The organism is Streptomyces sp. NBC_00078, assembly GCF_026343335.1.
GTDB lineage: Bacteria > Actinomycetota > Actinomycetes > Streptomycetales > Streptomycetaceae > Streptomyces.
Genome location: NZ_JAPELX010000001.1, coordinates 6,377,826 through 6,391,774, shown reverse-complemented (window position 1 = coordinate 6,391,774; position 13,949 = coordinate 6,377,826). Strand labels below are relative to the sequence as shown.

The window sequence follows — 13,949 nt, the reverse complement described above, 5'->3', positions numbered from 1 at the left end:
CAGGATCTGCGTCAGGGCCGGCGCGAACGTCAGCGGGGCGCACGGCCGGGACGCGGGCCCAGCAGCCACTCCCCCGAGGGCGGGCCGCCACCCCGGGGTCTAGGCGCCCTGGGCGGCGGGTATTCCGGCCGACTCCTCGACCTCCAGCAGGGACGCGCTCTGCCGCTCCTCGTCGAAGGCCCGGCGGCCGCCCCTGAGCCCGAACAGCCGCTTGGCGAGGGCGATGTAGAGGACGGCGAGGACGTTGAGGACCAGGGTGCCGATCTTCAACCAGCTGATGTGCTCGGTGAGTTCGTAGATCTCCAGCGGGAGGAAGGCGGCGGTGGCGACCACCGTGAGGTACTCCGCCCAGCGTTTGGCGTACCAGAGGCCCACGGCCTCGACGAGTTCGATCAGGGCGTAGGCGAGGAGCAGTACGGCCACCAGAAGCAGCGTGGAGTGCTTGTAGCCGAAGGTCTTCTGGATGCTGCCGACGACCGGTGAGTGGTCGAGGTCGTAGTGGAAGTGCCTGAAGACGGGCCTCAAGACGTTCAGGTACTCGTCGAAGAGGCTGCGTACCGCGTCCTGACTGTTGCTGAACTTCCACACCGCCGCCGCCACCAGCACGATGAACACGCCGCGCACGGCCCGCTCGATCGCCAGGAAGCGCAGGATGAACAGGTCGCGCAGCACCTTCCCGCGCGGCACGAGAGGCGCCTCGCTCGCCGGTCCCGACCCGTGCGGCTCACCCAGCGCGAAGTCGCCGCAGCGCAGACAGCGCCACACGTCCCCGAGAGCGGTCTCCGCGTGCAGCCGCACCCGCAGCCGGGGGTCGTCCGGCGCGTAAGTGACATGCCCCTTTCGGGCACATGTGCGCCGGTCCCAGTCGATCTTCATCCCCCGTGCCTCCAACCAGCTTGCTGCGCATGACGATCGGCGCGGCACGCTAGTGGACGCGGGTAAGAGGTTGGTGAGGATCAACGCCGCCGAGCGGCCGGGTCCACGGGGAGGGACCCGGCCGCTCGGCGTACTCGACCGGGCGACCGATCGACGGGGGGAGTGTCAGCCGCCCGGGAGACTCGGGGTTCAGGCTTTGGCGAGTTCCTTCTCGCCGCCCTGCTCGGGCACCTGCACCGGGACGTCCGGCTCGGCGTCGTCCAGCAGCGTCTTCTCGTCGAAGGGCAGCTCGCCGGCCAGGACGCGGTCCACCCGCTCCTTGTCGACCTCGCCGGTCCAGGTACCGATGAGCAGGGTCGCGACGGCGTTGCCGGCGAAGTTGGTGACGGCGCGGGCCTCGCTCATGAAGCGGTCGATACCGATGATCAGGCCGACGCCGTCGACGAGGGCGGGCTTGTGCGACTGCAGACCGCTGGCGAGGACCGCGATACCGGAACCGGAGACACCGGCCGCGCCCTTCGAGGCGACCATCATGAACAGCAGCAGACCGATCTGCTGGCCGATGCTCATCGGCTGGTCCATGGCGTCCGCGATGAACAGCGAGGCCATGGTCAGGTAGATCATCGTGCCGTCGAGGTTGAAGGAGTAGCCGGTCGGCACGGTGATACCGACGACCGGACGGCCGACACCCAGGTGCTCCATCTTCGCGATGAGCCGCGGTAGCGCGGACTCGGACGACGAGGTGGAGACGATCAGCAGGAACTCCCGGCCGAGGTACCTCAGCAGGTGGAAGAGGTTCACCTTCGCCACGAGCTTCGTCAGCGTGCCGAGCACGATGACGACGAACAGCAGACAGGTGATGTAGAAGCCGGCCATGATCGTGCCCAGCGCCTTGAGCGCGTCCACTCCGGTCTCGCCGACCACGGCGGCCATCGCACCGAAGGCACCGACGGGCGCGGCCCACATGATCATGCCGAGGATGCGGAAGACCAGCTTCTGGATGTGCTCGACCCCGCGCAGGATCGGCTCACCGGAGCGCCCCATGGCCTGCAGGGCGAACCCGGTGAGCAGCGCCACCAGGAGGGTCTGCAGCACCACGCCCTCGGTGAAGGCGGAGGCGAACGTACCGGGAATGATCCCGAGCAGGAAGTCGACGGGCCCCTCGGCGGCGGCCTTCGCCTGCTCGTGCCCGACGCCCTTCACGGCCTCGGTCAGGTGCATCCCGCTGCCCGGGTGGATGATGTTGCCGACGACGAGGCCGATGGCCAGCGCCACGAAGGACATGGCGATGAAGTAGCCGAGGGCGAGCCCGCCGACCTTGCCGACCTTGGCGGCCTTGCGTACGGAACCGACACCGAGCACGATCGTGCAGAAGATGATCGGCGAGATCATCATCTTGATCAGGTTCACGAAGCCCGCGCCGATCGGCTTGAGCTCCTTGGCGAAATCGGGCGCGGCGAACCCGACGCCGATGCCGAGAACCACCGCGATGATCACCGCGATGTAGAGGTAGTGGGTGCGGTCCCGCTTGGCGGGTGCGGCAGGTGCGGTAGCGCGGGTGCTGGCCACGGCTGCCCTCCTTGACGACGTCGTCGGCATCATCCGGCGTGCGGCTCACGTCCGGGGATATAGGGGAATGCCGTGACTATCTCCCGCCCTGTGAGGGCGGTCACCCTTCCGTTCATTTAGTTCACACTTGGCCTGAGAGGCACACTGACGACATGCGCATCCCCGTCCCGAGACCCCGCAGCCTGGCAGGCCAGCTCTTCGCCATGCAGGCCGTGCTGATAGCGGTGCTCGTGGCCGGATACGCACTGTTCAGCTACTTCAGCGACCGGGAGCAGGCCGAGGACGCGGCCGCCCGCCAGGCCATGGCGGTGTCCCGCTCGATCGCGGACGCCCCGTCCGTGGTGGCGGCGATCAAGACCCCGGACCCCACGGCGCAGCTCCAGCCGTACGCGCTGAAGGTGATGCGCGACGCGGACGTCGACTTCGTGACGATCATGAACCCGAAGGGCATCCGCTGGACCCACCCGAACAAGGACGAGATCGGCAAGCACTTCGTCGGCACCATCGGGCCGGCGCTGCACGGCAGGTCCTTCACCGAGACCTACACCGGCACGCTCGGGGCGTCGGTCCGGGCGGTCACGCCCGTCTACGACGGCACGCGGATCGTCGGCCTCGTCAGCGCCGGCATCAAGGTGCAGGCGATCAGCAAGCAGGCGCAGGGCCAGGTGTCGGCGCTGCTCGGGGTGGCGGTCGGCGCCCTCGCGCTGGGCGCGGTCGGCACGTACGTGGTCAACGCCCGCCTGCGCCGGCACACCCACGGCATGAACGCGGCCGAGCTCAGCCACATGCACGACTACCACGAGGCCGCACTGCACGCCGTGCGCGAGGGGCTGCTGATGCTCGACGGACAGTTCCGGGTGGCGTTGGTCAACGACGGGGCGCAGGAGCTGCTGGGTGTGCCGTCCGAGGAGGACGTGGTGGGCAGGTCGGTCGCGGAACTCGGTCTGCCCGGCCCGCTGACGGGTGCCCTGCTGGCCTCGGAGCCGCGGGTGGACGAGGTGCATCTGACGGCGGACCGGGTGCTGGTGGTGAACACGTCGCCGGTGTCCGGCGGGGAGCGGCGCGGGACGGTGGTGACGCTGCGCGATGTCACCGAACTCCAGTCGCTGATGGGTGAGTTGGACTCCGAGCGGGGCTTCACGCAGGCTCTGCGCTCGCAGGCGCACGAGGCGGCGAACCGGCTGCACACGGTGGTGTCCCTGATCGAGCTCGGCCGGGCGGAGGAGGCCGTGGACTTCGCGACGGCCGAGCTGGAGCTCGCCCAGGCGCTGACCGACCAGGTGGTGGCGGCGGTGAGCGAACCGGTGCTGGCGGCGTTGCTGCTCGGCAAGACCGCGCAGGCCAACGAGCGGGGCGTGGAGCTGGTGGTGTCGGAGGACAGCCGCCTCGACGACGGCCTGCTCCCGCCGACCCTGCCGGCCCGCGACCTGGTGACGATCCTCGGCAACCTGATCGACAATGCGGTGGACGCGGCCCAGGGCAGCGTCGGCGCGCGGGTGACGGTGACGGCGTACGCGGAGGACGCCGAGCTGGTGATGCGGGTCGCGGACAGCGGCGCGGGGGTGGATCCCGCCCATGCGGAACTGGTGTTCCAGCGGGGGTTCTCGACGAAGCCGGCCGGCCCCGGCGGGCGCGGTCTGGGCCTGGCCCTGGTACGACAGGCGGTGGCCCGGCAGGAGGGCACGCTGACCGTGGCGGAGGGACAGGAGGGCGGCGCGGTCTTCGAGGCCCGGCTGCCCCTGAGTGCGGCCACCGTCCCGGCCGGGCCGACCGCGCGTACCACGGTGAGAGGTGACGTATGACGACCGAGCAGCCCATTCGCGTCCTGGTGGTGGAGGACGATCCGGTGGCCGCGGACGCGCATCTCATGTACGTCGGCCGGGTGCCGGGGTTCGTGGCCGTGGGCAAGGCGCACACGGGGGCGGAGGCGCGGCGCCTGCTGGACCGTACGCCGGTGGATCTGCTGTTGCTGGACCTGCATCTGCCGGATGTGCACGGGCTGCAGTTCGCGCGCTCGCTGAGGGCGGCCGGGCATCACGCGGACGTGATCGCGGTGACGTCGGCGCGGGATCTGACCGTGGTCCGGGAGGGGGTGTCGCTGGGGGTGGTGCAGTACGTGCTGAAGCCGTTCACCTTCGCGACGCTGCGGGACCGGCTGGTGCGGTACGCGCAGTTCCACGCGGCGGTGGGTGAGGCGAGCGGGCAGGACGAGGTGGACCGGGCGCTCGCCTCACTGCGGGCGCCGTCGCCCGCGGCGCTGCCCAAGGGACTGAGTTCGCCGACGCTGGAACGGGTGACCGTGGCGCTGCGGGACTGCGGGGCGGGCTTGACGGCCGCGGCGCTGGCGGAGGCGGTGGGAATCTCCAGGATCACGGCCCGGCGGTATCTGGAGCATCTGGTGGACGCGGGACGCGCGGCCCGCAATCCGCAGTACGGGACCGTGGGGCGCCCGGAGCTGCAGTACCGGTGGGTTCGTGGGGAGCGGGGCTGACAGGGAGGGGGATGGTGGCGTACGGGCAGCCGGCCGCGTTCTCGGTCGCCCACTCGACGCCGGCGGTCCCGCTGTACCTGCTGATCGCCCGGCGGCTGGGTGGCTTCGCGCCGGGCGGGGCGGGGCGGTCAGGGGTTGAGCACTCCCGGGCGGAACGGCTCCACGCCCACCACCCTGCGCACCCGCACCGGCTCGATCAGCAGCATCACCCGCCGCTCCCCGGGCAGCAGCCACGGATACCTGTCCTCGCCGATGTACTTCTTCGTCAGCCGGTCCATCGAGCGCTCCGCCTCCTCCCCCTCCACGAACCGCACGACCCGGCCCCGGATCTCCACCCGGTCGTAGGGATTGCCGGGGTCGTGGTGGGACAGCGAAACGTTGGGATTGAGCCGCAGGTTCTGCTCCTTCACCCGTCCCATCGCCGTGTTGACCATGACGTACTCACCTTCGAGGTCCGCCCACATGGGCGAGACCTGCGGCGCACCGTCGGCGCCGACCGTCGCGAGGTGCCAGAAGTTCGGCGCCAGCAGGCGCTCGCGAATATGCCCCTCCACCTTGCCCTTCACTTCGTACACGAAGATCACGTCCTCTCCGCCGCCCGCCCGGGCGGCCCGCGCCCATCCTCGCGATCGTCCCGGCCTGTTCGACAGACGATCTCCGGCCAGCCGCTCCGCACCGCCCCAGCCGTACGTTCCTACAATCCGCGATCCTGGCCGAACAGACCGTAGTCAGTGCGTCACGGTGCGCCTAACTTGTGGCCCGTGCGCCAACGTCCTACCCGCCCGAATCAGCCCGCCCAGCCACCGCCGCCCTTCAACGCCCTGTCCGCCCGCCGCCTGCGTACGGCCCTCGGCATGGGACCCGAACACGTCGCCTACGGCCTGCGCGTCTCCTACGGACTCCCCTACATCACCCCCGACCTCGTCGTCGCCTGGGAGCGGGAGCAGCTCAGCCCCTCCGACTCCGAACTCGCCGCCCTCGCGGGCGTGTTGTGGTGCTCCCCCGGTGAACTCATCGGAAAGCCGCGCACCCTGCGCGAACACCGCATCGCCCGCGGGCTGGCCCCCGAGGACATCGCCCGTACCGCCGGCCTCGAACTCCTCGCCTATCTCCACATGGAGGAGCACAACAGCTGGCACGGCAACGAACGCCAGTCGGCCGCGCTCGCCGAGCTGCTCCAGCTCTCGCTCCCCGACTTCATCACCGTCACCGGGCGCGAGGAAAAGCTCACCGAACTGCTCCGCAGTGCCGCGAGTACGCGCTGGCAGGCCTACGTCCGCCCGGTCGGCAAAGTGGTGCCCCTGGACCGGCGGCTGCTGGAGGACACCCTCCAGCAGCTGCACCAGGACTACCAGGGGCAGATGGTCGCCTCGCTGAGCTGGGGCGACGGGATGGCCGCCAACAACTCGAGCGACCTGGGGCGGGACTTCCTGGACCGGATCGTCGACCACTTCTGGGCCGCGGTCCAGGACAACACCGAGTGAGGCTCTGCCAGTACCCCGACCGGTACTGGTGCCCCGCTAGTGCCCCGGAACTAGAAGACCGACTCCGCCTCGTCCATCCGGTCCTTCGGCACCGTCTTCAGCTCGGTCACCGCCTGCGCGAGCGGCACCATCACGATGTCGGTGCCCTTGAGCGCGGTCATCCTGCCGAACCCGCCCCGGTGCGCCGCCTCCACCGCGTGCCAGCCGAAGCGGGTGGCGAGGACGCGGTCGTACGCCGTCGGGACACCACCGCGCTGGACATGGCCGAGAATGACCGGCTTGGCCTCCTTGCCGAGCCGGCGCTCCAGCTCGTAGGCCAGGGCCGTGCCGATGCCCTGGAAACGCTCGTGACCGAACTGGTCGATCTCGCCGTGGCCGTAGTCCATGCTGCCCTCGGCGGGGTGGGCGCCCTCCGCCACGCACACGACGGCGAACTTCTTGCCGCGGGCGAAGCGCTCCTCGACCATCTTGACGAGGTCGGCCGGGTCGAAGGGCCGCTCGGGCAGGCAGATGCCGTGGGCGCCGGCGGCCATGCCGGACTCCAGGGCGATCCAGCCCGCGTGCCGGCCCATCACCTCGACGACCATCACGCGCTGATGGGACTCGGCGGTGGTCTTGAGGCGGTCCATCGCCTCCGTGGCGACACCGACCGCGGTGTCGAAGCCGAAGGTGCGGTCCGTGGAGGAGATGTCGTTGTCGATCGTCTTGGGGACGCCGACCACCGGCAGTCCGGCGTCGGACAGCATGCGTGCCGCCGTCAGCGTGCCCTCGCCGCCGATGGGGATCAGTGCGTCGATACCGAACGCCTCGACCATGTCCTCGGCCCGCTCGCAGGCCTCGCGCAGCCGGTCGCGCTCCAGGCGGGAGGAGCCGAGGATGGTGCCGCCGCGGGCCAGGATGCCGCTGACCGCGTTCAGGTCGAGGCTGCGGTAGCGGCTGGTCAGCAGGCCGGCGTAGCCGTCCTCGAAGCCGATGACCTCATCGCCGTAGTGGTCGACCGCTCGGTGCACGACCGACCGGATCACTGCGTTCAGACCAGGGCAGTCGCCGCCGGCGGTGAGAACTCCGATGCGCATCGTGCTGTGTCTCCTGCTCGCTGTCGGTACCGGTGAGCCGATCCGATTGTTTCACGGCCCGGAGGACGATGTCCCCTCTGTCTCCTTTGGCCTGGTTCACCCTGTCGGACCATCGGGCCGGCCCTCGATCCTGGCGGGCGCCTTAACCACCGGCGAGGGTATTGTCAAGAGGGTTCTGCTCACCCCGGTGGGCGATTTTTGCACCGGCGACGCCCCAGCGACAGACGAAGCAGCGACAGACGAAACGGAGAGCACGCGTGACGCGCAGCGTGTACGTGACGGGTATCGACCGCGGCGACGGCCGGCAGGTCGTCGAGCTGGGGGTCATGGAGCTCCTGACCCGGCAGGTCGACCGGGTCGGCGTGTTCCGGCCGCTCGTCCACCACAGCCCCGACCGCCTGTTCGAGCTGCTGCGCGCCCGCTACCGGCTCTCCCAGGACCCGGCCACGGTCTACGGCATGGACTACCACGAGGCGTCCGCCCTCCAGGCCGAGCAGGGCACGGACGAGTTGGTGTCGACCCTCGTCGAACGCTTCCACGTGGTCGCGCGCGACTACGAAGTGGTGCTGGTCCTCGGCACCGACTTCGCCGACACCCAGCTCCCCGACGAGCTGTCCCTCAACGCCCGCCTCGCCAACGAGTTCGGCGCGTCCGTGATCCCGGTGGTGGGCGGTCGGGGGCAGCTCGCGGAGTCGGTGCTCGCCGAGACCCGCAACGCCTACCGGGCGTACGAGTCGCTGGGCTGCGACGTGCTGGCGATGGTGACCAACCGGGTGGCCCGGGAGGACCGGGAGGACATTGCGCGCAGGCTCGACTCCCGCCTGCCCGTGCCCTGTTACATCGTGCCCGACGAGCCCGCGCTCGCCGCACCCACGGTGGCCCAGATCTCCCAGGCCCTCGGCGCCAGGGTGCTGCTGGGCGACGACTCGGGACTCGCCCGGGACGCGCTCGACTTCGTGTTCGGCGGTGCGATGCTGCCGAACTTCCTCGCCGCTCTCACCCCCGGATGCCTGGTCGTCACCCCCGGCGACCGCGCCGACCTGGTCGTCGGCTCGCTGGCCGCGCACAGCGCCGGCACCCCGCCGATAGCCGGCGTGCTTCTCACCCTGAACGAGGTGCCCAGCGACGGGATCCTCACCCTCGCCGCCCGCCTCGCCCCCGGCACCCCGGTGCTCTCGGTGGCCACCACCAGCTTCCCCACCGCAGCCGAACTCTTCTCCCTGGAAGGGAAGTTGAACGCGGCCACCCCGAGGAAGGCGGAGACCGCACTCGGGCTCTTCGAGCGGTACGTCGACACCGGCGACCTCACCCGGCGGGTCTCGGCCCCCAGCAGCGATCGCCTCACCCCGATGATGTTCGAGCACAAGCTGCTCGAACAGGCCCGCTCCGACCGGCGCCGCGTCGTCCTGCCCGAGGGCACCGAACCCCGCGTCCTGCACGCCGCCGAGGTCCTGCTGCGCCGCGGCGTCTGCGATCTCACCCTCCTCGGGCCGGTCGACCAGATCCGCAAGAAGGCCGCCGACCTGGGCATCGACCTGGAGGGCTGCCAGCTCATCGACCCCGCCACCAGCGAGCTGCGCGACTCCTTCGCCGAGAAGTACGCCGTCCTGCGCGCCCACAAGGGCGTCACCGTCGAGCTGGCGTACGACGTCGTCTCGGACGTGAACTACTTCGGCACGCTGATGGTCGAGGAGGGGCTGGCCGACGGCATGGTGTCGGGGTCCGTGCACTCCACGGCCGCGACGATCCGGCCTGCCTTCGAGATCATCAAGACGAAGCCCGATGCCGACATCGTCTCGTCCGTCTTCTTCATGTGCCTGGCCGACAAGACCCTCGTCTACGGCGACTGCGCCGTGAACCCCGACCCGAACGCACAGCAGCTGGCCGACATCGCCATCCAGTCGGCCGCCACCGCCGAGCAGTTCGGCGTGGAGCCGCGGATCGCGCTGCTGTCGTACTCGACGGGCACGTCCGGCTCGGGCGCCGACGTCGACAAGGTGCGCGAGGCCACGAAGCTGGTGCGGGAGAGGCGCCCCGACCTGAGGATCGAGGGGCCGATCCAGTACGACGCCGCCGTGGAGCCGTCCGTCGCCGAGACCAAGCTGCCGGGCTCCGAAGTCGCCGGCCAGGCAAGCGTGTTGATCTTCCCCGACCTGAACACCGGCAACAACACCTACAAGGCAGTGCAGCGTTCGGCCGGGGCGATCGCGGTCGGCCCGGTGCTGCAGGGTCTGCGCAAGCCCGTCAACGACCTCTCCCGGGGCGCCCTGGTCTCGGACATCGTCAACACCGTCGCCATCACGGCGATACAGGCCCAGAACTCGAACGAGAAGGCGACCGCACAGTGAGTCCCTCCCGCGTCCTCGTCCTCAACTCCGGCTCCTCGTCGGTGAAGTACCAGCTGCTCGACATGCGGGACGGCCGCCGGCTGGCCGCGGGCCTCGTGGAGCGGATCGGCGAGGAGACCTCGCGCATCAGGCACACACCCCTCGCGAACGGCGGCGGGACCCGCGAGTCCAGCGGCCCGGTCGCCGACCACGAGGCCGCCCTGAAGGCCGTGTCCCAGGAGCTGGCCAGGGACGGTGTCGGACTCGACTCGCCCGAACTCGCCGCGATCGGGCACCGCGTCGTGCACGGCGGGCAGACCTTCACCGAGCCGACCGTGATCGACGAGACCGTGCTCGCCGAGATCGAGCGGCTGATCCCGGTGGCGCCGCTGCACAACCCGGCCAACCTCACCGGCATCCGTACGGCCCGGGCCCTGCGGCCCGACCTGCCCCAGGTCGCCGTATTCGACACCGCCTTCCACACCACGATGCCTCAGGCGGCCGCCCGCTACGCGATCGACGTGCGGACCGCCGACGAGCACCGCATCCGGCGCTACGGCTTCCACGGGACCTCTCACGCCTATGTGTCCCGGGCGACGGCGAAGCTGCTCGGCAAGGACCCGTCCGAGGTGAACGTGATCGTGCTGCACCTGGGCAACGGGGCCTCGGCCTCGGCGGTCGCGAAGGGCCGGTGCGTGGATACCTCCATGGGGCTGACGCCTTTGGAGGGGCTCGTGATGGGTACGCGCTCCGGAGACCTGGATCCGGCCGTCATCTTCCATTTGGCGCGAGTTGGCGGAATGTCCATCGGTGAAATCGACACTCTTCTCAACAAGAAGAGCGGGCTGGTCGGCCTGTGCGGCGACAACGACATGCGGGAGATACGGCGCCGGGTCGACGAGGGCGACGAAGAGGCGAAGCTCGCCTTCGACATCTACATTCACCGTCTGAAGAAGTACATCGGCGCCTATTACGCCGTACTCGGCACCGTGGACGCGATCGCGTTCACGGCCGGGGTCGGCGAGAACGCGGCGCCGGTGCGGGAGGCGGCCGTCGCGGGCCTGGAGACCCTGGGCCTGGCGGTGGACGGCGCGCTGAACGCCGTACGCAGTGACGAACCGCGGCTGATCTCGCCCGAGGACGCACGGGTGAAGGTCGCCGTGGTGCCCACCGACGAAGAACTGGAAATCGCCACACAGACCTACGCACTGGTCGTTCGGCATTGATATGCGGCGCCGCCCTCGGCGACTGAGCGGTAACGCAGCTGAGCACCGACCCGCCCATTTGTATCTTCCGCCAGACGGAATATTCCGCGGCGAAACAAACCGATAGGATCGCCCCATGCGCCGTTCGAAAATCGTCTGTACTCTCGGCCCCGCGGTCGACTCCCACGAAATGCTGGTCTCGATGATCGAGGCCGGAATGAACGTGGCCAGGTTCAACTTCAGCCACGGCACCCACGCCGAGCACCAGGGGCGGTACGACCGCGTCCGGGCCGCGGCCAAGGACACCGGCCGGGCCATCGGTGTCCTCGCCGACCTGCAGGGACCGAAGATCCGGCTGGAGACCTTCGCCGAGGGTCCGGTGGAGCTGGAGCGGGGTGACGAGTTCGTCATCACGATCGAGGACGTCCCGGGCGACAAGTCCATCTGCGGCACGACGTACAAGGGCCTGCCCGGTGACGTGGACCGTGGCGACCAGATCCTGATCAACGACGGCAACGTCGAGCTGAAGGTCCTGGACGTCGAGGGCCCGCGGGTGAAGACGATCGTCATCGAGGGCGGTGTCGTCTCCGACCACAAGGGCATCAACCTGCCCGGCACGGCCGTCAACGTGCCGGCACTGTCCGAGAAGGACGTCGAGGACCTCCGCTTCGCGCTGCGCATGGGCTGCGACATGGTCGCGCTGTCCTTCGTCCGCGACGCCAAGGACGTGGACGACGTCCACCGGGTGATGGACGAGGAGGGGCGCCGCGTCCCGGTCATCGCCAAGGTGGAGAAGCCGCAGGCGGTGGACAACATGGAGGCCGTCGTGATGGCGTTCGACGCCGTCATGGTCGCGCGTGGTGACCTGGCCGTCGAGTACCCGCTCGAGAAGGTCCCGATGGTGCAGAAGCGGCTCATCGAGCTGTGCCGCCGCAACGCCAAGCCGGTGATCGTGGCGACCCAGATGATGGAGTCGATGATCACCAACTCCCGTCCCACGCGCGCCGAGGCGTCCGACGTCGCCAACGCGATCCTGGACGGCGCGGACGCGGTCATGCTGTCGGCGGAGTCCTCCGTCGGCGCGTACCCGGTCGAGACCGTGAAGACGATGTCGAAGATCGTCGTCGCGGCCGAGCAGGAGCTGATGAGCAAGGGCCTGCAGCCGCTGGTGCCGGGCAAGAAGCCGCGTACGCAGGGTGGTTCGGTCGCGCGTGCCGCGTGCGAGATCGCCGACTTCCTCGGCGGCCGCGGCCTGGTGGCCTTCACCCAGTCCGGCGACACCGCCCGCCGTCTGTCGCGCTACCGCGCCCAGCAGCCGATCATCGCCTTCACCACCGACGAGAACACCCGCAACCAGCTGACCCTCAGCTGGGGCGTGGAGTCGCACGTCGTGCCGTTCGTGAACACCACGGACGAGATGGTCGACATGGTCGACCAGGAGATCGCCAAGATCAACCGCTTCAACCCGGGCGAGATCGTCATCATCACCGCCGGCTCGCCCCCCGGCGTCCCCGGCACCACCAACATGCTCCGCGTCCACCACATCGCCGGCGGCAGCAACTGACGTACCCGCAAAGGGCCTTGAAGGCTTCTGTACGGCGCTGAGGGCGCCCCCTGCGACAGGGGGCGCCCTCGGTTGTTCAGCTCGGTGATCCGCTCGGTGATCAGCCCGGGTTCGCGCTGCTGGGGCCGGCCAGACCGCCGGTGAAGGTGAGGAGGGCCCGAAGGACGGCGTGGTCGTACTGAACGTGTTCGTGCTGAACCGGTGCGTGCTGGGCCTGATCGTGCTGGGCCCGACCGCCCGGAGCCTGTTCCTCCGTCGGGGACGCGGGCCGGCCCTCGGGGCGGGCCGGCCGGGATGCCGGACGCTCAGTCACCGCGGCCCACGCTCACCGCGACCGGCTCACGGGACGCCGCGGCCGGGGACGTCGACGCCAGCTGCAGATCGACGACCTGTCCGGCGTACGCCAGCCCCGCGCCGAAGCCGAACAGCAGCACGTTGCCCCGTACCTCGGCCTCCGGGCGGCTGGTCATGCGGGACAGGGCGATCGGGATCGTCGCGGCCATGGTGTTGCCGGTGTCCACGACATCGGTGGCGACGGGGACACCGTCCAGCTCCAGGTGCCGGGCGAGTGCGTCGACGATGCGCAGATTGGCCTGGTGGGGGACGAACGCGGCCAGGTCGCCGGGCTTGACGCCGGCGCTGTCGCAGACCTCACGGGCCGTGGAACCCAGCCCGGTCGCCCAGCGGTAGACCGCCCGGCCCTCCTGGCGCAGCACCCGGTCGACGGGGTCGATGGTGATGAGGTCCGCGCGCTCCCCCACACTGCCCCACCGCACCGGACCGATGGCCCGGCGCTCGTGCGGCAGCACCACGGCCGCGCCGGCGCCGTCCGCGAAGAGGATCGCGGTGTCCCGGTCCGTCCAGTCCAGCCAGGCGCTGGCCTTGTCGGCGCCGATCACCAGCGCGCCGCGACTGCTGCCCGCCCTGATCAGCGCGTCGGCGACCGCCAGCGCATGGCAGAACCCGGCGCAGGCGTTGTTGAGGTCGAACGCCGCCGGCTGCGCCAGCCCGAGCCGGGCGGCGACCCGGGCCGCGGTGGTGGGCATGGTGGACTCCGCGCTGGACGTCGCCACGATCACCGTGTCGATGTCCTGCGCCGGGTCGGCGTGGCGGGGGTCCGCGGACAGCTTGGTGAGCGCGTGACGTGCCGCGCTCGTCGCCATGTCGGCGACCGTCTCGTCCGGGTCCGCCAGCCGGCGCTCCCGGATTCCGGTGCGGGCCACGATCCACTCCGCGTCCACCGTGAGCCGCTCGGCGGCGGCCTCGGTGGACAGCACGGTGGCCGGGAGATGGTGCCCCAGAGCCGCGATCCGCGCCCCGGGGACAGGACTGAGTGCCATGGTGGGGTCTCCTCGTG

The 13,949-nt window shown here is 70.2% G+C and carries 12 protein-coding genes and 1 pseudogene; 7 read left to right on the top strand and 6 right to left on the bottom strand.

Annotation, left to right across the window (positions count from 1 at the left end; all coding sequences use genetic code 11):
- Positions 1-99: 99 nt before the first annotated feature.
- Together OOK07_RS30190 and OOK07_RS30185 are read right to left on the bottom strand one after the other, a co-directional pair.
- Positions 100-876 carry a DUF2127 domain-containing protein gene (locus OOK07_RS30190; protein ID WP_266799593.1) on the bottom strand — a complete coding sequence of 259 codons (777 nt, stop codon included), beginning with the start codon at positions 874-876 and terminating at the stop codon, positions 100-102.
- A 189-nt stretch (positions 877-1,065) separates the two neighbouring features.
- The gene (locus tag OOK07_RS30185; RefSeq protein ID WP_405670695.1) at positions 1,066-2,478 is read right to left on the bottom strand and encodes a cation:dicarboxylate symporter family transporter; all 1,413 of its coding nucleotides are present in this window, start codon (positions 2,476-2,478) and stop codon (positions 1,066-1,068) included.
- A 119-nt stretch (positions 2,479-2,597) separates the two neighbouring features.
- Between OOK07_RS30185 and OOK07_RS30180 the strand changes: the two genes are divergently transcribed.
- From OOK07_RS30180 to OOK07_RS30170, 3 genes and pseudogenes are all read left to right on the top strand, one after another.
- On the top strand, positions 2,598-4,247 hold the full coding sequence (locus OOK07_RS30180; RefSeq protein ID WP_266799591.1) for an ATP-binding protein: 1,650 nt from the start codon (positions 2,598-2,600) through the stop codon (positions 4,245-4,247).
- Positions 4,244-4,936, top strand: a complete 693-nt coding sequence (locus OOK07_RS30175; protein WP_266799589.1) for a response regulator — start codon at positions 4,244-4,246, stop codon at positions 4,934-4,936. Before OOK07_RS30180 ends, OOK07_RS30175 begins: the two co-directional genes overlap by 4 nt.
- Positions 4,937-4,941: 5 nt before the next feature.
- Positions 4,942-5,058, top strand: a pseudogene (locus OOK07_RS30170) (carbohydrate ABC transporter permease); the annotation flags it as partial.
- Between the two features lie 6 nt (positions 5,059-5,064).
- On the opposite strand, the gene OOK07_RS30165 reads toward OOK07_RS30170, so the two are convergent.
- Positions 5,065-5,520, bottom strand: coding sequence for a PPOX class F420-dependent oxidoreductase (locus OOK07_RS30165; RefSeq protein WP_266799587.1), 456 nt, complete (start codon positions 5,518-5,520; stop codon positions 5,065-5,067).
- Between the two features lie 177 nt (positions 5,521-5,697).
- Between OOK07_RS30165 and OOK07_RS30160 the strand changes: the two genes are divergently transcribed.
- Positions 5,698-6,420 carry a helix-turn-helix domain-containing protein gene (locus OOK07_RS30160; RefSeq protein WP_266684921.1) on the top strand — a complete coding sequence of 241 codons (723 nt, stop codon included), beginning with the start codon at positions 5,698-5,700 and terminating at the stop codon, positions 6,418-6,420.
- 50 nt (positions 6,421-6,470) lie between these two features.
- Here OOK07_RS30160 and OOK07_RS30155 read toward each other — a convergent pair whose 3' ends face one another.
- Entirely contained in the window at positions 6,471-7,496 is a 1,026-nt protein-coding gene (locus OOK07_RS30155) for an ATP-dependent 6-phosphofructokinase (RefSeq protein ID WP_266684919.1), read from the bottom strand.
- 257 nt (positions 7,497-7,753) lie between these two features.
- Between OOK07_RS30155 and pta the strand changes: the two genes are divergently transcribed.
- The 3 genes from pta to pyk all read left to right on the top strand — a co-directional run bounded on the left by pta (position 7,754) and on the right by pyk (position 12,592).
- Positions 7,754-9,844, top strand: coding sequence for a phosphate acetyltransferase (pta, locus tag OOK07_RS30150; RefSeq protein WP_266799586.1), 2,091 nt, complete (start codon positions 7,754-7,756; stop codon positions 9,842-9,844).
- A complete protein-coding gene (locus tag OOK07_RS30145; protein WP_266684916.1) occupies positions 9,841-11,049 on the top strand; it encodes an acetate kinase in 1,209 nt (402 codons plus the stop codon). The genes pta and OOK07_RS30145 overlap by 4 nt, the downstream gene beginning before the upstream one ends.
- Before the next feature lie 115 nt (positions 11,050-11,164).
- Positions 11,165-12,592, top strand: coding sequence for a pyruvate kinase (gene pyk / locus OOK07_RS30140; protein WP_266684914.1), 1,428 nt, complete (start codon positions 11,165-11,167; stop codon positions 12,590-12,592).
- 100 nt (positions 12,593-12,692) lie between these two features.
- On the opposite strand, the gene OOK07_RS30135 is transcribed toward pyk, so the two are convergent.
- Together OOK07_RS30135 and OOK07_RS30130 are read right to left on the bottom strand one after the other, a co-directional pair.
- Positions 12,693-12,905 (bottom strand): hypothetical protein, encoded by a 213-nt coding sequence (locus tag OOK07_RS30135; RefSeq protein ID WP_266684912.1) that lies wholly within the window; start codon positions 12,903-12,905, stop codon positions 12,693-12,695.
- The gene (locus OOK07_RS30130; RefSeq protein ID WP_266684910.1) at positions 12,898-13,932 is read right to left on the bottom strand and encodes a beta-ketoacyl-ACP synthase 3; all 1,035 of its coding nucleotides are present in this window, start codon (positions 13,930-13,932) and stop codon (positions 12,898-12,900) included. Before OOK07_RS30130 ends, OOK07_RS30135 begins: the two co-directional genes overlap by 8 nt.
- Positions 13,933-13,949 lie beyond the last annotated feature (17 nt).